The organism is Bacillus sp. ISL-45 (assembly GCF_018613195.1).
GTDB lineage: Bacteria > Bacillota > Bacilli > Bacillales > Cytobacillaceae > Mesobacillus.
Window position 1 is genome coordinate 138,623 of the sequence record NZ_JAGGQQ010000003.1, and the last position, 23,708, is coordinate 162,330.

Here is a 23,708-nt window from a genome sequence, read left to right on the forward strand (position 1 = left end):
ATCTGTCCACCTATTCTTGGGCCATTATCGCCCTCATCACGGACAGAAATCTGGGCATTACCCCCTCATTTTGTCCGTCATGAAGTAATTTCCATGTTTTTAATCTGGATTTTAAAGGAATTTAATAAATGGTGATTATACTAAAGGAGTGATTTGATTTATGACTAATGAAAATAATAAACAGGGTTTTCCACCGCAGCATCAAGACCACCAGCCTGGCACTGAGCCGGAAATGAATCCTGAACCTAAATCTGTCGATGAAAATTATAAAGGATCTGAAAAACTTGCTGGTAAAGTTGCCCTTATTACAGGAGGCGACAGCGGTATCGGCAAATCTGTAGCTATCTATTATGCAAAAGAAGGCGCCGATGTAGCAATTGTCTACCTTGAAGAAAGCAAGGATGCGCAAACGACAAAGGAGCTAGTTGAAGCTGAAGGCCGGAAATGCCTGCTGCTAGCTGGTGATATCGGCAGAGAGCATTTCTGTGAGGAAGTGACAAAGAAAACGCTTGATGAGTTCGGTAAAATTGATATCCTGGTCAATAACGCAGCAGAACAGCACCCGCAAAAAAGTCTGCTCGATATCTCAGCAGACCAGTTGGAGAAGACGTTCCGCACGAATGTATTTTCTATTTTCCACCTGACAAAGGCTGTTTTGCCGCATTTAAAAAAGGGCAGTACAATCATAAATACCTCCTCTATTACCGCATACAAGGGTAATGAGAAGCTAATCGACTACTCTTCAACCAAAGGGGCGATTGTTTCATTTACGCGTTCTCTAGCCATGTCCCTTGCGTCACAGGGCATTCGTGTCAATAGTGTAGCTCCCGGCCCAATCTGGACTCCGCTCATTCCTTCTACCTTCAGTGCCGAGGAAGTCGCGAAGTTCGGAACAAACGCTCCAATGGGACATGCCGGCCAGCCATTTGAATTGGCACCTGCCTATGTCTATCTGGCAAGCGACGATTCTACTTATGTAAGCGGACAGACAATCCACGTGAATGGCGGCACAATTGTGAATGGATAGAACCAAAAAAACTGCACCTTCAGCATCGGGGTGCAGTTCATTTTGTTTCAATGGGCTTACACAGGTAACTCTTTGTAATCCTTAGGATGACCGCAAGAGTAACGTGTAACTATTTTGAACGGTACGATAATCCGTTTGATTGGCTCATTAGGATTTTCTATAATCTCAATCAAACTTTTTGCAGCCTGGTAGCCCAGTTCGAAAATGTTAATATCAACAGAAGTTAAAGGCGGTCTTGCCATTTCAGCAATGAGCACATTGTTAAAGCTGACAATGGAAACATCCTGTGGTACCGCGATTCCCATTTCATCCATCTTATTCAATACGCCAAGTGCCATTAAGTCATCGGCGACTACCATTGCGGTAGGCGGCTGATCTAACGAAAGCAAAACCTCAACAGCATCCTGGCCGCTTTCCCGAAGGAACTCATCATTGACAATGTACTTATTTTCAAGATTAATCCCAGAGTTTCTCAAAGCCTTTTCATAGCCAAGCAGGCGTTCAACCGTTACGACTAAATCCAAATTTCCCCCGATAAAACCAATCCGGTCATGTCCAAGCTGGATAAGATGTTCGGTCACTTCTTTGCCTGCTTTAAAATTATCATTATCGACATAACTAGTATTTTCATCATCTTTAAAAGGTTTGCCGATCACAACAAAAGGAAAATTTCTTTCCTTCAGATACGCGATGACCCTGTCTTCCACCTTGGAATATAAAAGAACCACACCATCTACTCTTCCGCCCTGAACCATTGCGACAACACCATCGAAAATTTCATCCTCTGTCTTTCCAGTTGTCATGTGAAGGGCGTACTGCTTCGTATGCGCCCCTTCGCTCAATCCTGTCAAGACAGTTGGAAAAAACGGGTTCTGGAATACGACATCAGTAGAACTTGGCATGACCAGACCGATTGCCCGAGTAGATTGGCTGGCCAGGCTTCTGGCGATGAAGTTCGGGTGATACCCTAGCTGGTCCATTACCTCCCTGACTCTTTCTTTCGTTTTTTCGCTGATTCTTGGACTATTGGCGATAACACGCGAGACAGTTGAAGGCGCGACATTTGCAACCTTTGCTACATCTTTGATTGTGACAGCCATAAAGTTCCCCTCCCTTTTGCCAGAGCAATTCCCTTATCTTTATTATAAATGAATTGTCCAGGTTTTTTGCTTATTTTTTTAAGCGTCCATTAAACAACAGTTCAGGCAAGTGTTGGGCTATTCTCCTTGCTCTTTGTTTCTCTTCCTCCTCTTAAATAGAAGGAAAATGAAGCCGAAGAAAGCAGCGTATACAGCACCCATTGCCAGTAAATAAGGAATATTCAATCCGGTTTTTTCCGCAAGAACATAAATTTCTGCTTTTTCCCGATCCATAGCCAGGTTATATTCTCCATCCTTGCTTCTGACAAGATCATTCGCAAGCAAGCCTCTCAGCTCTTTGCCATCTTCCAGCTGATCCGCTGTCAATGTGACATTCTGGGTATTTGAAGTATTATTAATCGCAATGACGGCAGTTTCATTCTCATAGGTCCTTTTGAAAACAGCCATTCCTTTCTTTTCATAAAGAACTTCCAAATCGCCTCTCCTCAATGAAGGAAGGTCATTGCGCAGCTCACCAATTTTCGTGATGTAATCAATTAATTCTTTATCCGCCCTGAAGCTCATCTGCCTGCGGTTATCCGGGTCTTCTCCACCGTCTAGCGCGATTTCACTTCCATAATAGACAATCGGAATTCCTGGAGCAGTATACATATAGGTCAGCGCCATCTTCCATCTCGTTCCTGGATGGTGCCTGTTCTGGACGGCTTTCCTTGTGAACCTGACCATATCATGGTTGTCGATAAAATTACCCATCAACTCAGGGTTTTCGTATATCGCTTTATTTCTCTTTGCAGTTGTTAAAAGCCAGTCCAAAGTTTGGTCAGGCTTTTCGAATGCAGTGCGCAGCTGCTCATTCAATGGAAAATCAACAAAGCCATCGATTCCCGCTCTATCATATTCAGCAATATAATTTGGGTCCTCAGACCATACCTCGCCAATCAGATAAAAGTCATCTTTTACACTTTTCACTTCTTTTGAAAAATCCTCCCAGAACTCAACCGGGACGTGGCGGACAGTATCGAGTCTGTAGCCGTCGATATCCGTTTCTTCAATCCACCATTTAGCGGCATCCAGCAAATATTTCTTTGTCTCCGGATTTTCCTGGGCTAAATCCGGCAATCCATAAAGCCAGTTATTCTCCAGCTGGTCTTGATCGTTCCAGTCAAAAATATCCTGCTTTTCATGGAACCAATCTTTCTTAGCAGGATCATTTACCCACTCGTGTTCGGGCGCAACATGGTTGACGACAAAATCCAAAATGATCTTAATGTCACGATCATGTGCTTCTTTTACCAGCTCTTTGAATTTGTCAACGCTTCCAAAATGCTCTTCTGTATTATAGAAGTCTTTGATCCAGTATCCATGGTATCCTTTATCGACATTATCGAACACAGGTGTCAGCCAGATAGCGGTAAAACCCATATCCTTAATATAATCCAGCTGGTCGATAACACCCTGGAAATCGCCTCCATGATAGGCCCTTGGGTCATTCGCATCAACATCGAAATCATTGCTATTGTCACCGTTGTTAAAACGGTCAACCATTAAAAAGTAAATTGTTTCATCCTGCCATTTGCGTCCTTCTTTTTCAGCGGCACCTACCGGGAGGGAGCTAAAAAGAAGAAACGGAATCAAGATGAAGATGATCATTTTTTTCATCTCCGGTCCTCCTCATAATTTAAGCAAAGGCCAAATATGGCCTTTGCTTAAAATGTTTCTGCCCTAATAGATTATCCTTTTGTTCCTCCTGCCGTCAAACCAGAAACAAAGTATTTTTGGAATGACAGGAACAGGATGGCAATCGGTACCGCAATCAATACTGCACCAGCAGCGAACGTCGTGAATTCTGCACCGAACTGTTTGGCTACCATATCGTATAGACCAACTGCAAGTGTGTATTTTTCTTCTGTTCTTAAAAGGATTCTTGCAAGGATGAAATCACCGAATGGAGCAATGAACGCGAACAATGCTACAACCGCGATGATCGGTGTTGCAAGCGGCATGACGATCTGGAAGAAAATCCTCAAGTGGCCGGCACCGTCCATTTTAGCTGATTCATCGAGTTCTTTCGGAATCGTATCAAGATATCCCTTCATTAACCAAGTATTCATCGGAATTGCGCCCCCAACATATACAAGGATCAAGCCTAGATGAGTGTCAAGTAACCCAGTCAATAATGCTAGGATGAAAATCGCGATCAGGGCTGCAAAGTTTGGAATCATCTGCAGGATCAGGAATGTCATCAAGCTGTTTTTACGGCCGATGAAACGATAGCGTGAAAAGGAATACGCAGTCAGGCTGACAAGGATGACTGTAAACACCATTGTCAATACACTTACCTTAAGCGAATTCCAGTACCAGTATAAGTACGCGCTTTGGTTAGTATCGAAAAGCTCCTTATAGTGAGCAAGCGTAGCATTTTCCGGAATGATGCTTGAACCGGATAAACTCTGACCTGGATTGAATGATGAACCGACAATCCATAGCAGCGGGTAAATAATGATCGCGAACATAGCTAAAATCACAAGATACGTTAATGTCAGTCTGAGATATTTCTGTCGTTTGATACTCATATTACATCATATCCTCTTCTTGGAATGATTTCGTTCTCTTAAACTGCCATAAAGCAACTCCAATAACGATCAAGGAAAGGAGCATGGTGATGGCAGCAGCTTTAGAATATTGTGCAGATGTCATCGTGAGGCTGTAAATCCACGAAATCAGGATATCTGTGCCCCCGGCATTAGCGCCTGGCACAGCAGGTCCGCCGCCATTAAAGAGATAAATAATATTAAAGTTATTGAAGTTGAACGTGTATTGCGTAATCAGAATTGGCGCTGTAGCGAAAAGCACAAGCGGCAATGTGATGTTCTTGAACTTCTGGAAGTTTGTCGCACCATCCACAGTCGCTGCTTCGTATAATTCTTCCGGAATGGATTGAAGGACACCGGTTACCATTGCGAAAATGAACGGGAATCCAAGCCATGTTTGAATCATGATCAACGCGATTTTCGTATACATGGCTTCTGTCATCCATGGAATAGGATCGATTCCAAAGAAACCAAGAATATCACGGTTGATAGCACCGAATGATTCGTTGAACATACCAGCAAATACAAGGATTGATACGAATGCAGGTACTGCCCAAGGAAGAATGAACACTGTACGGATGATTGCCTTTCCTTTTACATCCTTCTGGTTTACGAGAATCGCCAGGAACATTCCCAATGCAACCTGGAAAGTAGTTGCAACGAAAGTCCAGATGATTGTCCATGAAAGTACGGAGAAGAATGTCTGACGCCAAGATTCTAGTTGGAACAAATCGAAGAAGTTTTTCAGTCCGACCCAGTCAACCAATTTTGCAGGTGGTGAATGGTACAGATCATAGTTAGTGAAAGCTAGTAAAACTACGAATAGAATTGGGAATACAACAACAAAAATCAATAGCAGGAATCCAGGTGACATGATCAAATATGGGAATCCATTATCAATTAAATTGTTGTATTGCTCCTTAACAGTGCTAAGACGCTCTCCCATGTCTCTTTTTAAGCCAGTCTTATATGCATCATTTAAGTTGAATAGATAGAAACCGATTCCAAAGATCAGGACAATCAGTGCCAGGATCCCTTCAACCATCAAGAAGATGGAGTGGTCACGAGGCGTCTGCTCTCCGAGTGTAAACAGGCCCCATAACCCCATGTTGAGCAGGTCTGCGAACACTCCGAAGAATGCACCGGTCAAAATTAAGAATGCGATCCCTTTTAAATATTGTTTGTTGTATAGCTGTCCTAGCCCTGGAATAATCGAAAGGGCTGCTGCTATTCTGCGGTGGTTGGTTTGATAGGACTTCTCTTTCATCCTATATTCCCCTTTCTCTTTCTATGTTTTTTTAAGGCACCTCATCGTGTAACCCGCTATTCATGCCTACTCTGGACCATTCCCGTGTCAAACTGCTTCTTTTCATAGAGTTTGATAGAGAATGGGCAAAGCATTGGCGAAAGCTGTAATCCTTGCGAAGAGACCTTGGTAAAAGCATCAGATGCTTTATGAGAACGAATACATTGTTTCCCGTAATGGAATACCTGCTCGAGACAACACTATTATTGTAACGATTTTTCGTGTTTTCACTCTCATGAAGCACCTGATCAGCTATCTCTATTCTAGCGCAACCGTTTGCTCAATGAAAGACTTTTTTACTGCAGTTTTCGTAAACTTTGTGACTTTTCACATACCGTTTATGAAAACACAGAAAATGGAATAAACTACTGGAAAATATAACAGTACCCCCCAAGGGAGGTACTGCTATACCTTTTTCCTATTATTTTGAGTGGTTTTGCTTGATGTTTTGCTCGATTTGTTTTACAGCTGAATCAAGAGCAGCTTGTGGTTCCGCTTTGCCTGTTACAACAGTTTGCAATGCGCTTGCCATTGGTGCCCAAACTTCACCCATTTCAGGGATGTTTGGCATTGGAACTGCGTCTTGAGTTTGAAGGGCAACAGCTTTCGCACCTTCGTTTTCAGCAAGAGCAGGATCGTCAACTAGTGCTACGTTCGTTGGAACTTCACCAGTTTGTTCGAAACGGTATTTAGCGTTTTCGTCATTAGTGATGTACTCAAGGAACTTTGTAGCCCATTCCTGGTTCTTAGAATAAGAAGAAACGTGCCAGCCTTTAACACCCATGAAAGTCTTCATTGGTGTGCCATCAGCGAATTTAGGGAATGGAGCAACACCGAAATCGATGCCAGCATCTTTCATGCCGCCGAACGCCCATGGTCCGTTCATGACAGAAGCAACCTTACCTTCATTGAATAGTCCGTCCATAGCAGAACCGCCGTTTTCGCCGATGATTCCGTTAGGGAATAACTTTTCATTGTACCATTTCTGGATGTATTCAGTTCCTTCAACAGCACCTTCGTTGTTCAATCCAAGATCTTGCGGGTTAAGAGCGCCGTCTTTTTCACCGAATACATATCCGCCGTTACCAGCGATTGGAGCGTGTGCAAAGTAGAAGTTATCCCAAAGTGCAAGGAAACCGTATTTGCCGTCTTTAGTGTTAGCTTTTGCAAATTCGTAAAGGTCTTCCATTGTAGCTGGAACTTCAGTCATAAGAGCTTTGTTGTAGATGAACACTGGAGTTTCAGCAGACTTTGGAAGTCCGTATAATTTACCATCGAAAGTTTGAGCATCGATTGAAGACTCAGAGTAAGTACCCTTAACGTCATCGCTTACATTAAGTTCAGCAATGTGACCCTGAACTGCAAGTTCACCGATTTGGTCATGTGGAAGAGTGATGATGTCCGGGCCAGTTCCAGCAGGACCGTCAAGACGTAATTGTTCTTTCATTTTTGTAGCCATTTCTACTTCTTTGAAATCGATTTTGATTCCGTGTTCTTTTTCGAAGTCTTCAGCTACTTTTGTAAGCCAGCCAGACTTATCTTTGTCTTCCCAAACTACTAGCTTCTCTGGTTTAGAAGCGTCTTCTGTTTTCTCACCGTTGTCTTTTGAACCTGTGTTCTCTTCTTCTTTAGGTCCACAAGCAGCAAGTGCGCCAATCATTAAGACCAGCATCATGAAAATCGACAATGCCTTTTTCATGTGTATACCCCTCCTAAAAATGTGTAATTACTCTTCATTGTGCAGATAGTCTTCCATTCTGTGCAAACGTTTGTAATTTAGTTTGCAAATCTATGAAAACGATTGCACAACCTACTTCTTATTATAAAGGCTTAAATCTTTTTGACAACTAATTTTTTTATTTTTTTTAAAAGTCAGCTGAAATCATTAAAGTTTTGTGAATCAGCTTTTTATTGATTGACATTTCAAAATGAGTGTTCTACCCTTGTTTTAATCTTGATATGTTGCAGCTCTTTCCGTTAAAATTTCATCAAATAGAGCAAAACATTCATTTAATAAGTTCACTCTATAATTTTCTGGAACTTCGCAATATCAGCAATTTAATATGAAAGGAATGGTTTCCACTTGTTAAAAGAAGCGATATACCACCGTCCTAAAGACAATTATGCATACGCTTGCACTAATGAAGAATTACATATTCGCATTCGCACCAAAAAAGATGATATGAAAGAAGTTTCCCTTTTGAATGGCGATCCATATGACTGGCAGGATGGAAAATGGATGACGAATATCGTTCCAATGATTAAAAGCGGAACGGATCAATTATTCGATTATTGGTTTGTTGCTATTAAACCTCCTTTTCGCAGGATACGGTACGGATTTATTTTAAATGATGGCAGTGAAACAGCTTGTCTTACTGAAAAAGGATTTTACGATGAACCTCCTTTGGATGATACCGGCTATTATTTTGCCTTCCCTTACCTAAACAATATTGACGTGTTCCGTGCTCCATCTTGGGTTAAAGATACAGTCTGGTATCAGATTTTCCCTGAACGTTTTGGCAACGGAGATCCATCAAATGATCCAGAAGGTGCTTTGCCGTGGGGCAGTGCTCCTCCTGAGAGGGATAATTTCTTTGGCGGCGACCTTCAAGGCGTTATCAACAATATCGATTATTTAGCCAACCTTGGCATCACAGGCATATATTTTACGCCTATTTTCAAAGCATATTCCAATCATAAATACGATACGATTGACTACATGGAAATCGACCCGCAATTCGGGGATAAAGACACATTGAAGAAGCTTGTCCAGGTATGCCATGAGCATGGGATCAAGGTCATGCTGGATGCTGTCTTCAACCACAGTGGGTTCTACTTCCCTCAATTCCAGGATGTACTTGAAAAAGGCGAGGAATCTTCTTATAAGGAATGGTTCCACACTAATGAGTTCCCGCTGGTAATGGAGCCAAGGCCGAATTATGACACATTCGCTTTTGAAAAATCGATGCCGAAGCTGAATACCGAAAATCCTGAAGTGATTGAATATCTGCTTGAAGTCGGTCGCTATTGGGTGCGCGAGTTCGATATCGATGGCTGGAGACTTGATGTTGCCAATGAAGTCGATCACTCTTTCTGGAGAAAATTCCGTTCTGAAGTGAAAGCAATCAAGCCTGATCTCTATATTCTCGGTGAAATTTGGCATGATTCAATGCCATGGCTGCGAGGCGACCAGTTCGACGCTGTCATGAACTATCCGTTCACGACTAATATCCTGAACCTGTTTGCCAAAGGTTCCATTACAGTAAAGGAATTTATTGAAAACATGACAACCGTCAATCATATGTATCCTAAGAACGTCAATGAAGTTGCCTTCAATCTGGTTGGCAGCCATGATACACCGAGAATCCTGACCGAATGTGGCGGTGACGAAGACAAAGTTAAACAGATTTTCACCGTACTGCTTTCATACATCGGAACACCGTGTATCTATTACGGTGATGAAATTGGCATGAGCGGCCCGCAGGATCCAGGCTGCCGCGAATGCATGAAGTGGGACGAAGAAGATCAGAACAAGGATATGTTCGGACACGTCCAAAAAATGATCCAGCTTCGCAAAGAGTATCCGCTTCTGGCAAATGAAGGTGAACTTCACTTCATTCCATCAGATTACCATGAAAGCTGCTTTGCCTATACTAAATCCAACGGCGAGACAACCATTATGGTTGTCGTGAATATGAGCGATAAAGAAGCAAGTTATCATCTGCCATTTAATTTAAAAGGGGAAAAAATCACGAATATCTATACTGGCGAAGAATATGCGGCTGAAAGCGATGATCTTACAGCCAAGATTGACGCAAACGGATTTGCATTATTCAAATTTTAAAACTCGCAAACCCCTTTCCTTTCCGGGAAAGGGGTTGCTCTTTGTTCTTTGTATGTCCATTCAGACTATTAATGTCATTTCATCCATTTCAATTAAGATACGATGCTTTTCCAATTATTTTTTTCGGAAAACGAATCTTTTTCACTTCTATTTCTCCCTATAGTCTGTATAATTAAGGAATTGAATGACAGCTTGGAGATGTAAACATGAAGAATAAAACTGCTAAACTATCACTCTTTGCCATTACATGGCCACTTTTTATTGAAATTCTCCTATATATGCTGATGGGGAATGCGGATACGCTGATGCTGTCCCAGTATTCGGATAATTCCGTGGCAGCTGTCGGGGTTTCCAATCAGATTCTCTCGATGGTTATTGTCATGTTTGGCTTCATTGCAACAGGGACTGCCATCCTGGTCGCACAGAACCTGGGGGCAGAACGAAATGATGAGGCTCGTGAAGTTTCATCTGTATCCATTGGGGCAAATCTTGTATTTGGCCTGGTCCTGAGCGCTGCCGTGTTCATTTTCAGTGAGCAACTGCTCCGATTAATGGATCTGCCACCTGAACTGTTCGATGAAGCCAATTCTTATCTGCGGATTGTCGGCGGCTTTTCGTTCATCCAGTCGCTGATCATGACAGTCAGCAGTATTATCCGCAGCTATGGATTTACACGTGATATCATGTATGTCACAATCGGCATGAATGTACTCAATGTCATCGGCAATTATTTCTTCATCTTCGGCCCGTTCGGCTTCCCTGTCCTTGGGGTTGAGGGTGTGGCGATTTCAACCACTGTCAGCCGGGTCATCGGATTGCTGGCGGCTATTTATGTGATGACAAAGCGAGTCCCTGGCTCATTGCCAATATCGTTGCTGTTCAGTTTTCCAAAAAAACATTTGAAAAATCTGCTTAATATCGGCATTCCTTCAGCTGGGGAGCACTTGAGCTACAATAGCTCCCAGATGGTGATCACCTATTTTATCGCTACGTTAGGAACCCAGGCATTGACCGCAAAAGTTTATACTCAAAATGTCATGATGTTCATTTTCCTTTTCAGTATCGCGATCAGCCAGGGCACTCAGATTTTGATTGGCCATATGGTCGGCGCAAAAGAAATCGAGAATGCGTATAAGCGCGCATTAAAAAGTTTAAAGCTGGCTATTTTAATTTCCATTGCTGCCGCGTTGGCCGTGTCCTTCTTTTCGAAAGACCTGCTCGGAATCTTCACGGATAATATGAGCATCATTGAGGTCGGTACCACATTGATTTTACTCACAATCATCCTTGAACCCGGCAGATCCTTTAACCTTGTACTGATCAGTTCACTCAGGGCAGCCGGAGATGTAAAATTCCCTGTTTATATGGGAATCCTGTCGATGTGGGGAGTAAGCGTAACACTATCTTATTTCCTAGGGATATATCTTGAGATGGGACTTGTCGGCATTTGGATCGCCTTCATTGCGGACGAGTGGCTGCGCGGACTGCTTATGCTGTGGCGCTGGAAATCACGAGTTTGGGTGAAAAAATCATTCGTGCCGGATGCCCAGCCAGTGCAGGCTGAATAAGTTATGGAGACTATGCTGCTAGCCTTTAATTGTACCCTTATGGATGGAGATTCTGCTGCATAAGGGTACGATTTGCCCTTAATTGTATCCTTATAGAAAGTGATGCTGCTGCATAAGGATACGGTTTGCCCTTAATTGTATCCTTATAGGAAGCGATGCTGCTGCATAAGGGTACGATTATCTCGCAAACATTTAATGTAATTAAAAACTCCCGACCAGAATGTTGAATTCCAGCCGGGAGTTTTTATTTTTCTGATCCGGTGTGCCCTTTTAATAGGTTAGGATCTTTGAATTAATATAGGTGATGACGTCTTGTGTATTTGAAGAACCGCCGATATCTCGTGTTTTTACACCTTCAATAATTGTTTCTTCGATTGCACGGAGCAATAAAGTGCCGAGTTCATTCAGCCCAAGGTGGTCGAGCATCATTTTTGCGGTCCAGAGCTGCCCGATTGGATTTGCGATACCCCTGCCTACAATATCCGGCGCTGAGCCGTGGACAGGCTCAAACATAGACGGATATTTTCCAGTCAGATTGATATTCGCTGCAGGTGCGATGCCAATACTTCCCATGATCGCCGCTCCAAGATCGGTCAGGATATCGCCAAACAGGTTGCTGGCAACGATGACATCAAAATGGTGTGCCTTCGAAACTAAGAAGGCACATAAAGCATCAATATGATTGCTTTCCGTTTCAATCCGCGGGAACTCAGCACTGATTTCGTTGAATACCCCATCCCAGAAAGGCATGCTGTGGACTATTCCATTTGATTTGGTCGCACTCGTGACTCTGCCCTTTCTGGTCTGCGCCAGCTCAAAGGCATAGCGGATTGTCCTTTCCGTCGCTTTACGGGTGAAAATCGCATTTTGGATCGCGATTTCATCTTCACCGCTATGGATTCTCCCTCCGGATTCACTATACTCTCCTTCACTATTTTCACGGACGACAATAAAGTCAAAATGATTAGGTTCAGCAAGCGGGGATTTGATTCCCTCGATAAATTTTGCAGGCCTGATATTGATCACCTGCTCGCATTCACGGCGAATTTTAATCAGCAGGCCCCATAAAGAAATATGGTCAGGAACAAGCTGGGGATTACCGACCGCCCCGAGATAAATGGCATTTGTTTGCTTAAGCTGCTCAATTCCGTCTTCGGACATCATCTGGCCATGTTCAAGATAATACTCACAGCTCCACGGATGGGTTTGGTAATGGAACTTCACCCCGCCATGAAGGTCGGCGAGAGTGTCTAAGATTTGCAGTGTCGCAGGAACGATTTCCTTGCCGATTCCATCACCTGGTATTACGGATATATCTAGTTGGTTCATTTTATATCTCTCCCTACTATTCTTTATTTATGTAAAGTTATCTTCAGACTCGCTGCTGCAAGAGCAGGCTATCAGTTTATTTTCGCCATAACTCCTAGCTTTCCACTAAAAATGTAAAAAAAGAATCAGGGAATTCCCACTAACCTGGACTCCCTGATTCCTCCATTCCCAATTTGCTATCCTAGACTGCCAGTGTGTTATCTGCCTCTTTTTTCACGATGATCAGCTGGACAGCAACAGCCGACGCAATGATCACAAGCGCGATTAAATCTGTCTTTAAGCCAGAATCAATTGATAGAAGCGACGCAATGACTAGCAAAACCCTCGTAACCCAAATGGCGCGCCGTCCCGCGAACCATCCCTGGACGCTGGCTGAAAGCAGGTAAATGCCGATGGCTGCTGTAGTTACAGCAAGGGAGATTTCCATAAAGCTTCCTACCATCAATAATTGCGGACTGTAGATAAACATAAAAGGAACGATGAAGGCTGCAATTCCAAGCCTGAATGCTTCCACTCCCGTTTTCATCGGATCAGTGCCTGCAATTCCAGCTGCCGCATAGGCTGCAAGAGCGACTGGCGGTGTGATGGCTGACATGACAGCATAGTAGAAGACGAACATATGCGCAAACAGTGGTTCAATTCCCAGGTTAACCAATCCAGGTGCAACAACGGAAGCACCCACGGCATAGGCTGCTGTTGTCGGCATACCCATCCCGAGGAAAATCGCAATGAACATAGCGAACAAGAGAGCAAGGAATTCACTGTTTCCGGCCACTGAAAAGAGCATGGAGCTGAATCTTAGGCCAACCCCTGTCAAGGCGATTACCCCAACGATAATGCCGGCGGTGGCACAAACTGCTAATAGTTGAATTGTGTTTTTCATCCCAAGTTCTAAAGCTTCCAGGACCTTCTTTAATCCCATTCTCGTTTCCTTGCGAACCCAGCTGATAGCAAGACAAGCCAGAATGCTGTATGTTCCCGACAAGATAACAGAATATCCTTGCAGCAGCATCCCGATTAACAGGATGATTGGCACAAACAAATACGCCTTCTTTAAAATGCTTTTCAGACTCGGCAGATCTTTCCTTGAAATTCCCTTCATGCCCTTTTTGATTGCTTCGAAATCGACCATGAAATATACAGAAAGGAAATATAATATTGCCGGAATTGTTGCTGCAATAACAATTTCGCTATAGCGGATTCCGGTAATTTCGGCCATCAGGAAAGCCCCCGCTCCCATGATTGGGATCATGATCTGTCCCCCAGCCGAAGCAGTTGCCTCTGTTGCTGCAGCAAATCGGCCATTATAACCTACTCGCTTCATCAAAGGAATCGTCAACGAACCGGTTGCAACCGCATTTCCTGCTGATGTACCATTCATCATTCCCATCAAACCACTGGAAATGACGGCTACTTTTGCCGGGCCTCCACGCATTCCTCCTGCAAGGGTAAAAGAAAAATCAATAAAGTAGCGCCCTACACCCGACATCTGCAAAAACGCTCCAAAAATAATAAAAAGCAAAATATATTTGGACGAAACGTCGAGCGTAACTCCGAATACACCATCAAGACCATAAATATAGGTAGTAAAGCGTTCAATACTGTAGCCGCTATGGTTAAGGATGCTTGGAAGGTACGGACCGACGAAGGCATAGAGAATGAATATGCCTGCCAGAATCGGGAGCGTCCAGCCACTTGTCCTCCTTGTAAGTTCAAGGACCAGCAATATTCCTGCCAATGCTATGATAAAGTCCATTGTTGTCGGCAGGACGCCAAATCGGAAAAGTAATTGTTTTAAATTCATATATATATAGATAAAGATGCCGATGCTTGCCAGGATAAGGACCCAATCGACAATATGAATCTTTCCATTCGCTTTCTTCCACCCTGGGAAGAGCATGAAGCCAAGAACTGCTCCGAAAAGTAAATGGGCGCTTCTGAATAGCCATGGATCAATCGGGTTAAAGTTTAAAATATATAAATGGAACAGCGCACCAATTACAGCAATCGAGGTGAAAAGGGTCTTAGTCCAGCCAGTGAACCTTCGTGCCTCGGTGGCACTTTCGACCTGTTCCTCCTCTTCAGCTTCTTCGAGCATTTCAAGGACGGGCTTATTGATCAATTCGGTTTGTTCTGTTTTTTCCTTGCTCATTTTTACACCAACCTTCTTAAATACACCTATCCCCATAAGAGGGGATAGGTTAGTATTCTACTTTTTATTCATTTCTGGCGGATAGACTGATTTCGGCAGTTCAATTCCTTTTTCCTCGTAATACTTAATTGCCCCTGGGTGAAGCGGAACATCTTTATTAATCTTTATCGCTTCTTCTACAGCTTCTTCCATTGATACATGGGTTTTTACAAGCATGTCATGATTTTCATGATAAGCCTTTACCAGGTCATAAACAAAGTCCTGATTGGCATCCTTACGCACAATTCCAAAGTTGAACATGGCAATCGTTTCGATGTCTTTATCCAGTGTTGTATATGTGTCGGCAGGAATCGTGAACGGGAAGAAGTATGGGAACTTTTCGGTGACCTTATCCCTCATTTCCCCATCGATCCCAAAGAAATTGATTTTCCTTTGAACTTCGATTTCAGATACAGCAGAAATAGGAATACCTGCTGCATATCCGATGATGTCAAGCTGGCCATCCATCTGTTGGGAAGCCATGTCACTTGCGCCAGCCTGCACGTTATCAGTATCCAATCCCAAAACATCATGGATTAATGGAACGTAGGTTCCGGAAGTCCCCCCAGCCGGTCCAACACCAACACGTTGACCTTTAATATCTTCAAGTTTCTTAACCCCTGACTCTTCCAACGCCCACCAATGAATCGGTGTGGTATACATTGGGAAAACAATCCGGACATCCTCCATCTTGTTTCCGCCAGTCCATTCCCCGGTTCCTGTATACCCTTCATAAGCCGGACCAAGTGTTACCATTCCGATATCCTGTTCACCCGCCTGGGTTAATTGCATATTATGGACAGGTCCCCCTGTTACTTCAACATTAGCTGTAATATCCAGCTTTTGTTCTAATAATGAGGCTAAGCCTCCACCAACAATGAAATAAGTGCCTCCCTGTGAAGCAGTTCCAATTTTAACGGTCTTTGGATAATCCTGATATTTGATTTCAGCCGCTTCACCGCTCGTCTCGCTGCCTCCTCCATTTCCGCAGGCTGATGTCAAAACTATTGACAATCCAGCAACTGCAGCGATCGCTTTCTTTTTCCAATTAAAATTCATTGTATTTCCCCCTTAAAATTGTTTACTATTTGGCTCTGAAGACATTTTGCTGGCGAATTAGCATTAACCTATCCTATAACAGAGCCTGGGGTTAGTGTTCTGCCCCTTTGTTCCTCGGAAGCTGTTTTATAAAATCTGCTCCAAACCGATTGATGAATCTCTGGTAAATCGGTTTGAAAGCTTCTTCCCATAATTCTTTTTCTTCTTCTGATAAATAGTGGATTTCAACACATCCACAATCCTTCAACTCTTGTAAACTCTCATCATTCAACTTCCTGGCCATCTTCTTTTCCCAGGCAGTAACCTCCTTAATGGATTCCTGGAGGATTTGCTGCACATGTTCAGGCAACTGGTCCCAGAATTCTTTTTTCAACAATACGACATACCCGAGATAACCATGATTGCTGACTGTCATATGCTTCTGTTGGGAATGGATTCCTTTGCTGACAATGTTGGAGTATGTATTTTCCTGGCCATCGATCTCGTTTTTCTCCAGTAATTGATAGACCTCATTGAAAGAATTGGATTGTATTTCTGCTTTCAGTTCTAGAAATTGCTGCCTGATTATCTCACTTGGCATGATTCGGAACCTTAATCCTCGGAAATCTTCAGGCTGGACGAGCGGCTTTGATATATTGGTCATTTGCTTGAATCCATTTTCCCACATGCCCAATGGATAAAAACCTTCCCTCTCAAGCCCTTTCAATAATTTGTCCCCGACATTCCCGTCAAGATACTCTTGGACCTCATCGGTGTCCTGAAATGCAAAAGGTAAGTCAAGAGCTTGCCATTCAGGCACAGAGGAACTGATTTTGGCTGTTGCAGGAGCAATCATCTGGATATCACCTCTTAGCAGCGCATCGATTTCCTCTCCATCCTTATAAAGATAACCATTGGGGAATACCTGGACCTCGACATACCCTTTTGATTTCTCTTTGACCAGGCTGGCAAACTTCCTGGCAGCCATTCCTTTTGGAGTTTTTTCCCCGACGATATGAGAAAACCGGATGACGATTCTCTCTTCCTTGCTAAGCTGCTCGTGATCAACAGCCACTTTCTGTGTTTGACAAGATGACAAAGTTAGTAAAAGCAGTGGGAATACCATAATTAAAATCATTCTTGGCTTTGTCCGGAAAAGGTAATGGATCACTGGTTCAACTTGCCCCTTCCTCCATCCATGGCAAAACATTGACATTTTGATGAATTTTTTTTGTCCATATTTTGATAATTCAAATTATAAAGCGCTTCCATTGCGTCAACAAGAAAAAGACCATAATGGTCTTTTTGGTCTTTTTGGTCAAAAAATATAAGAGGTTTAATTCAAATTAAATAAAATAATAATGGCTTGGCCGTCCAACACTTCCATATTGGACATGCACCCTGATCTTCTTAGATTGTACGAGATACTCCAAATATCTTCTTACCGTTACCCGTGCCATCCCCATGACGGATGCAAGGCTTTCGGACGTAACGGGTTCGTTCTGTTCCATCAATGCTAATAAAATCTGCTTCAGTGTTTTTTCACTTAGGCCTTTTGGCAAGTATTCTGCCTGTCCATGCATTTGTTTGAATTCGTCGATGTCTTCCTGCTTCAAGCTGGGTGAAGCATTTAATTTATTCCACATTTTCTCGTATGCCTCGAGCGCCGATTTGAATCGGTCAAAACGGAAGGGTTTCACCAGATAATCAACCGCACCTAACCGAAAAAAATCATGGATGGTCGGGGCATCCCTTGCTGCAGTGATCATGATGACATCCGTTGGAATATTCTGTTCTCGTATAGATTTCATTACTTCCATTCCGGATAAGTCCGGTAAAAACATATCGAGAAGCACCAGGTCCGGCTTTAGCTCTTGAATCTCTTTGACTGCTTCTGCTCCCAAGGCGGCTGAACCGCACAATTGGAATAAGGGTAGCCTTTTCAGGAATCCAATATTCACATCAAGAACCATTGGATCGTCTTCAACTATAAAAACTTTTATCATTCTCTCCCCTTCTTTCCACTTCAATGGTTATTTCTGCCCCTTTGTTGATTTCGGATACTATTTCGACCTTTCCTCCCTGAGTCTCGACAATCTGCTTGACAAGCGCGAGACCAATCCCTCTGCCTTCCTTGGCCTTAGTGCTAAAACCATATGTGAACAGATTTTTCCGGTCTTCAGCCCTGATGCCCTTCCCTTTGTCCCGTACCATAATCATCAAATGATTTTCATCACCCTGGAGAAAGCATTCGACGATTTTATTCTTTTCTTGAGGCGAATAAGCCTCAAAGGCGTTTTCAATCAAATTTCCCACGATTGTGATTATATCGCCTGGACTGAAACCATCCAAAAGCTGATGCAGATAACTTCGTCTGTCAAAATGAAACTGGATTCCAAGCTCCCGAGCCCTTGCCCTTTTGCCTAAAAGCAAGCCCGAAATAGAATAGTCCGATATTGAATCCTTCAGAAATTGGATCATATCCTCTTCATCAGTTGTTTCATCAATTATAATATTGAGGGCTTCTTCGGTCCTTTCCAATTGAATTAACCCTGCAATGCTATGCAGCTTATTCATATATTCGTGATTCTGAGCCCTTAAGGCATCCACCAGCGTCTTCACCCCTGTAAGCTCTTCAGCCAGACGGTTGGCTTCAGTCTTGTCCACCATTGTAATGAATGAGCCAGCCGGCCGACCATTAACATAAATCGGATAGAGAGATACAAGGTAAATTTTATTAAATATATTCATGCTCCGATTTACGATTTGCATGGACTGAGTGTTATGGAGGGCTTTTGATATACTATCATTTAAATTAGGAAGAAGCTCTGTCAGGCCATTGTCCCTGGTTATTTCTTTTTCTGAGTCATTAAACATGTATTCTTTAGCCAGCCGATTCATAAAAGTTATTTTCCCGTTTTCATCAGCAGCGATGATCCCCATATCCATTGCCTGCATAACTGCAGAACGTTCCTCGGCCAGCCTGGCAATTTCATAGGGTTCCAGATTAAAAGTTTGCTTCTTAATATTATTTGCCAGGAACAAAGAACCGACCAGACCAATCATCAATCCCCATATGAGCGAAAGGAAGATATCATTCTGATACTGGCCTACAAGAGAATGGAAAGTTGGAGTAAGAATCCCGACAACGGCTACCCCGACCTGGACAACTCCTTCCTCATCCATAATCGGGACAAAAGCCCTTACCGAATTACCCAATGTCCCTTTCGCTTTTGAAACATATTCATGTTCTGACAATGATGCCTTCTCATCCCCACCGACAAACTCCTTGCCAATAAGGCTTTCAGATGGATGTGAGTACCGGATACGGTGCATATCTATGATCACAATGTAGTCTACATTGGTAGCCAGCCTTGTCCGTTCCGCAAACGGCTGGATAATAGTTTCCCCACCTGGCTTTCCGACATTATTTCGGATACTGGGCATTTGTGCAACTGTTCTAGCTATGGCTGTCGCCCGCTCACCCAGCTCTTTCTGAAAAGCATCCGAAATACTGTAAACCATGATTAATCCGCTAGTAAAAATAGAGCCTGAAACCACAAGAAAAGACATAATTAACATTTTAGTCCTTAAACTCATTCTCATAAAAAGCCATCCTTTAGATGAACAAAATTCCTAGGTATCCTGGACGATGGCGGTGCTGAAATGCCCCTTGTCCATTACTTTAGCTGAAAACTCTAACGGCATCTGCAAATCAAAATGATGCCTTTGTTACCTCAGCCTGAGAAACGATATCTCTGATCAGCTCTTTAACGGTTTGGTCCTTTGCCAGCCCTGGGCTTTGCCCTGACCAAAGCGACATGAACCGGCTGTCATTCCCTAAGGCTGCCGCCTTCCTTATTTGGGTGGTCAGTATATTTTGAACTGGATAATCAGGAATGGGAACCTGACTTTCTTCGATATCTTTAATGAACTGATTCTTGATTCCTCTGGCCCATTTACCGGAAAAAGCTCGGGTCAGTACGGTATCTGTATCGGTTGCCTGGAGAACTGCTTCTTTGTAAACTTTGTGGGCACCGCTCTCTTTGCAGGTGAGGAAAGCTGTTCCCATCTGCACTCCCTTTGCCCCCAAACAGAGTGAGGCTATAACCCCTTTCGCATTCATGATCCCTCCGGCAGCAATTACTGGTATTGATACCTTTTCTGTTAGCTGGGGAATCAGCGACATTGTTCCTATTAAATGGTCACCGCCATCTTCCGAAAAAGTTCCTCGATGTCCGCCCGCTTCACTTCCCTGCCCGACGACGATGTCCATGCCTGCATTTTCATTTATCACTGCTTCATTTAAGCTTGTGGCCGTTCCAACGAGGATGATTCCCTCCCTTTTCAACTTGGAGATGACCTCTTCAGAAGGTATGCCAAAGGTAAAGGAGCAGACAGGGACTTTTTCTCCGATTATGACGTCGAGCAGCTGAGCGAATTTAACATGATCCTCCTTCGAATCTGGAAGGACCGGGACTTCTTCCTTTATATTCAACTCATCACGAAAAGGCTGGAGTCTGTTATAGGCCAAGTCGAAATCAAACTTTGAAATTCGAAAATCGCCCGGAATAAACAAATTCACTCCATATGGCTTGTCCGTCAACTTCTTGATTTCCTTTATTTGACTCGTCAACTGGCCTGGTTCCATATATCCTGCACCGACCATCCCAAGGCCGCCAGCGTTTGATACCGATGCCACCAGTTCCGGGGTTGTCACCCCTCCTGCCATTGGTGCTTGTATGATCGGGTATTCAATATTCAATAACTCCGTCACCCTGTTATCCCACAAGTTATAGAACCCTCCTTTTTTCGCTGTTCTTCCCATCTAGGCTCAATCTATGCATTCCTACTCCGTAATCGCTTTCTCATCATTCCATAAACAAATCCCATGAGCTCATCCGGCTCATTTCCCCTGCAGCTACCTCTCAAATATTCCTTATTGTTTATTTTACAGAATTTTTCGATACATAAAAGCTAATTTTGTCGTTTTATAAAATTGATCATCAATTCATCTGGAAAAGCCACACTTCCGAAAAGAGGACGTGGCATTAGCCAGATGTCTAAAATTATTAAAAATTGAAGCAAGCCCATTATTTCGGGCTTGCTTTTTTAGTCTGCTATATTAATATTATAATCCCTGAACCAGATATGAATTTGTGCTAACTGAGCCAACAGCTGCGGACCGGTCATCAGTTGGCCGAACCATGGAACTTTGAAGGACGCGCCCTCGGTCTCAATCATTTTTTGCAGTGTGGCCCTGTCAAAGAATTCATGCAGCGCGCTGTTCGAATCGGCCATGAAATCTGAAAGCATTCCCTGAACAGCATGGGTATAGGCCGGATGGTGAGTCTTCGGATATGGACTCTTTTTCCGGTACAAAACTTCATCAGGCAATGTGCCCTCCAATGCTTTGCGCAGGATTCCTTTTTCCCTGTTGCCGTGCATCTTCATTTCCCATGGGATGTTCCAGACATATTCGACAAGGCGGTGGTCGGCGAAAGGCACCCTCACTTCGAGGCTCGCCCCCATGCTCATCCGGTCCTTGCGGTCTAAAAGTGTCGTCATGAACCAGATGATATTCAAATAGAATAATTGTCTCCGCTTGGCATCGCTATGGTTCTCCCCATCAAGCACTGGAACCTCTGCAATTGTATCGTTGTATTTTGCCATCATATACTCTTCAAGACTCAACTTCTTCCGCCAGTGGTCCCTCAGCATGTTTTGACGCTCATTAATCGACCTCATCCAAGGGAACCCTGGTCTATTCAAATCTTCTTCTCTGTGGAACCATGGATAGCCGCCAAAGATCTCATCTGCACATTCACCTGAAAGTCCTACCGTAAAATCCTGTTTGATTTCACGGCAGAACCAGAGGAGCGAGGAATCGATGTCTGCCATTCCCGGCAGGTCCCGGACATGAACAGCTTCTGTCAGAAAGTCTGCCAGATCATGCTGTGAAATAATACTGTTATGATGGACAGTGCCGTATGTTTCCGTCATTTTATTGATCCAAAAGGTATCTGCGTTTGGCTGGAATTCATTTTTCTTGAAATATTTGTCATTGCCTTCGTAATCGATAGAATACGTATGAAGGCTTCCTTTTCCCTCCGACTTGTAATAGTTAGCAGCAATGGCGGTAATTGCGCTTGAATCCAAGCCCCCTGAGAGGAAGGTGCACAGTGGCACATCTGAAACAAGCTGTCTGGTGACGGCATCCGTAAATAAATCACGTACCTTTTCAGCTGTTTCTTCAAGGCTATCAGTGTGTTCCTCACTCTTCACGTTCCAATATCTCCAGATTTTCAGTCCATTTTTTGAAAAAATCAATCCATGGCCCGGCCGAAGCTCCTTCATGTTTTTAAAGATGCCTGCCCCGGGCGAACGGGATGGCCCAAGCCCAAACACCTCACAAAGTCCTTCCCTGCCTACCTCAGTCTTCACATCTGGATGCGCAAGCAGCGCCTTTTGTTCAGAAGCAAACATAAGACCAGATGCTGTTTCCAGGAAAAATAACGGCTTCACGCCAAGCCTGTCGCGGCCGATGAAGAGCTGTTCCTGCTGGTGATCCCATACAGCAAAGGCAAAAATCCCATTTAAATGTTCCAGGCAGTTTTCTTTCCATTCCATGAAAGAAGTAAGCAAAACCTCTGTATCAGAATGACCGCTAAAAGAATATCCTTTTAATAGCAGTGCTTTTCTGAGGTCTTCCGTATTATAAAGTTCTCCGTTATAACAAATGGTATAACGGTTATCTCCTTGTGTTCTGGTCATTGGCTGTTTGCCGCCCTCAGGATCGACAACTACCAGCCTTTTATGACCCAGCCCAGCATGCCCCGAAGTCCATATATTTGTATCGTCGGGACCTCTTTTACTTAAAGTTTCCGCCATCTTTGCCATGGTCTCACGTTCATGATCCAAATTTTTACGATAATCTACCCAGCCAGTTATTCCACACATTTTTTCATCATTCCTTTCAGCGGAACTTTTTGATTGCATAAAGCACTTGACCATTGCTTAAGCATTACTCATCTTATGCAAATACATCTCAACTGGTTAATTGCCTATCTTTTAGAACATGTTATAAATTCGCCAAAATCTGTCTACAAAGAAGGTGAGCGATAATTAACGGAGGATCCAAATGAATCGACAACAACGAAGCAATCTAATTGAGTTCCAGCCGCGCGCATTTAATGCCGGGACAGTAGAATATATTAATTCACAATGGGTTTTCTTTGATGAAGAAACTGAAGAGGCTGCACTCATCGATGAATTCATCCATCAAGAGGTTGAAGTGCAGAGAAACCATAAATGGTGCAAAGGTTTTTTGCTGGATAACGGCAGCATTCAAACCGGCAACGAAAAAATCACTTTGCAGGATCAGGAAATGATCAGAATCAGGAAACAGCTGATCTATTCGTTCGAGCGTTTGCTTGATGAGCTAAATGATGAAGCGTTTGTCCAATTTATCAATACATTGAATTCGCTCAATTTTTCAATCTATGATTGCATCTATTGTTACAACCACCTGACCTTCCTTGATCACGAACAAGGGGTTTCAGGAGTCAATTTTTTGATTCTTGATAATGAAGAATACATCTGCAGTGTCCAGCACCACTTTGATTACTTCGAAACACAAAATGACAGATTCGAATTGACTTTGAACAACGGGAAACGGACCGTTATCGAGAGAATTTCGTAAAGAAAAGAGCCC

Annotated in this window: 17 protein-coding genes; 4 read left to right on the top strand and 13 right to left on the bottom strand. The window is 43.3% G+C overall.

Translation table 11 applies throughout. From position 1 onward, the window contains the following. Window positions 1-160 precede the first annotated feature (160 nt). Window positions 161-1,027, top strand: coding sequence for an SDR family oxidoreductase (locus tag J7E35_RS02475; RefSeq protein ID WP_214776622.1), 867 nt, complete (start codon window positions 161-163; stop codon window positions 1,025-1,027). Between the two features lie 56 nt (window positions 1,028-1,083). On the opposite strand, the gene J7E35_RS02480 is transcribed toward J7E35_RS02475, so the two are convergent. From J7E35_RS02480 to J7E35_RS02500, 5 genes are all read right to left on the bottom strand, one after another. After that, window positions 1,084-2,127, bottom strand: coding sequence for a LacI family DNA-binding transcriptional regulator (locus J7E35_RS02480; RefSeq protein WP_214776623.1), 1,044 nt, complete (start codon window positions 2,125-2,127; stop codon window positions 1,084-1,086). Between the two features lie 117 nt (window positions 2,128-2,244). After that, the gene (locus tag J7E35_RS02485) at window positions 2,245-3,786 is read right to left on the bottom strand and encodes an alpha-amylase family glycosyl hydrolase (RefSeq protein ID WP_214776624.1); all 1,542 of its coding nucleotides are present in this window, start codon (window positions 3,784-3,786) and stop codon (window positions 2,245-2,247) included. Between the two features lie 71 nt (window positions 3,787-3,857). Further along, window positions 3,858-4,700, bottom strand: a complete 843-nt coding sequence (locus tag J7E35_RS02490; RefSeq protein ID WP_214776625.1) for a sugar ABC transporter permease — start codon at window positions 4,698-4,700, stop codon at window positions 3,858-3,860. A gap of 1 nt (window position 4,701) precedes the next feature. Next, window positions 4,702-5,985: a carbohydrate ABC transporter permease gene (locus tag J7E35_RS02495; protein ID WP_214776626.1), complete on the bottom strand. Its 1,284-nt coding sequence runs from the start codon at window positions 5,983-5,985 to the stop codon at window positions 4,702-4,704. A gap of 460 nt (window positions 5,986-6,445) precedes the next feature. After that, window positions 6,446-7,723 (bottom strand): sugar ABC transporter substrate-binding protein, encoded by a 1,278-nt coding sequence (locus tag J7E35_RS02500; protein WP_214776627.1) that lies wholly within the window; start codon window positions 7,721-7,723, stop codon window positions 6,446-6,448. Between the two features lie 384 nt (window positions 7,724-8,107). Here J7E35_RS02500 and J7E35_RS02505 point away from each other — a divergent pair, with 384 nt between their 5' ends. Next, complete coding sequence (locus tag J7E35_RS02505; RefSeq protein ID WP_214776628.1) at window positions 8,108-9,868, top strand: alpha-glycosidase; 1,761 nt, start codon at window positions 8,108-8,110, stop codon at window positions 9,866-9,868. Between the two features lie 206 nt (window positions 9,869-10,074). Next, window positions 10,075-11,436 (top strand): MATE family efflux transporter, encoded by a 1,362-nt coding sequence (locus tag J7E35_RS02510; RefSeq protein ID WP_214776629.1) that lies wholly within the window; start codon window positions 10,075-10,077, stop codon window positions 11,434-11,436. Between the two features lie 270 nt (window positions 11,437-11,706). Here J7E35_RS02510 and J7E35_RS02515 read toward each other — a convergent pair whose 3' ends face one another. The 8 genes from J7E35_RS02515 to asnB form a co-directional block, all read right to left on the bottom strand. Next, window positions 11,707-12,765 (bottom strand): tartrate dehydrogenase, encoded by a 1,059-nt coding sequence (locus J7E35_RS02515; RefSeq protein ID WP_214776630.1) that lies wholly within the window; start codon window positions 12,763-12,765, stop codon window positions 11,707-11,709. 181 nt (window positions 12,766-12,946) lie between these two features. Further along, a complete protein-coding gene (locus J7E35_RS02520; RefSeq protein ID WP_214776631.1) occupies window positions 12,947-14,917 on the bottom strand; it encodes a TRAP transporter permease in 1,971 nt (656 codons plus the stop codon). Window positions 14,918-14,974: 57 nt separating this feature from the next. Next, window positions 14,975-16,015, bottom strand: coding sequence for a TAXI family TRAP transporter solute-binding subunit (locus J7E35_RS02525; protein WP_214776632.1), 1,041 nt, complete (start codon window positions 16,013-16,015; stop codon window positions 14,975-14,977). Window positions 16,016-16,106: 91 nt separating this feature from the next. Continuing rightward, the gene (locus J7E35_RS02530; protein ID WP_353050327.1) at window positions 16,107-17,069 is read right to left on the bottom strand and encodes a DctP family TRAP transporter solute-binding subunit; all 963 of its coding nucleotides are present in this window, start codon (window positions 17,067-17,069) and stop codon (window positions 16,107-16,109) included. 271 nt (window positions 17,070-17,340) lie between these two features. Continuing rightward, a complete protein-coding gene (locus J7E35_RS02535; protein WP_214776633.1) occupies window positions 17,341-18,000 on the bottom strand; it encodes a response regulator in 660 nt (219 codons plus the stop codon). Beyond that, window positions 17,978-19,600 (bottom strand): ATP-binding protein, encoded by a 1,623-nt coding sequence (locus J7E35_RS02540; RefSeq protein WP_251009653.1) that lies wholly within the window; start codon window positions 19,598-19,600, stop codon window positions 17,978-17,980. The genes J7E35_RS02535 and J7E35_RS02540 overlap by 23 nt, the downstream gene beginning before the upstream one ends. Window positions 19,601-19,709: 109 nt before the next feature. After that, a complete protein-coding gene (locus tag J7E35_RS02545) occupies window positions 19,710-20,786 on the bottom strand; it encodes an NAD(P)H-dependent flavin oxidoreductase (RefSeq protein WP_214776634.1) in 1,077 nt (358 codons plus the stop codon). A 320-nt stretch (window positions 20,787-21,106) separates the two neighbouring features. After that, window positions 21,107-22,954 carry an asparagine synthase (glutamine-hydrolyzing) gene (gene asnB / locus J7E35_RS02550; RefSeq protein ID WP_214776737.1) on the bottom strand — a complete coding sequence of 616 codons (1,848 nt, stop codon included), beginning with the start codon at window positions 22,952-22,954 and terminating at the stop codon, window positions 21,107-21,109. A 181-nt stretch (window positions 22,955-23,135) separates the two neighbouring features. Between asnB and J7E35_RS02555 the strand changes: the two genes are divergently transcribed. Beyond that, the gene (locus J7E35_RS02555; RefSeq protein WP_214776635.1) at window positions 23,136-23,696 is read left to right on the top strand and encodes a DUF2777 domain-containing protein; all 561 of its coding nucleotides are present in this window, start codon (window positions 23,136-23,138) and stop codon (window positions 23,694-23,696) included. The last annotated feature ends 12 nt before the right edge of the window (window positions 23,697-23,708 follow it).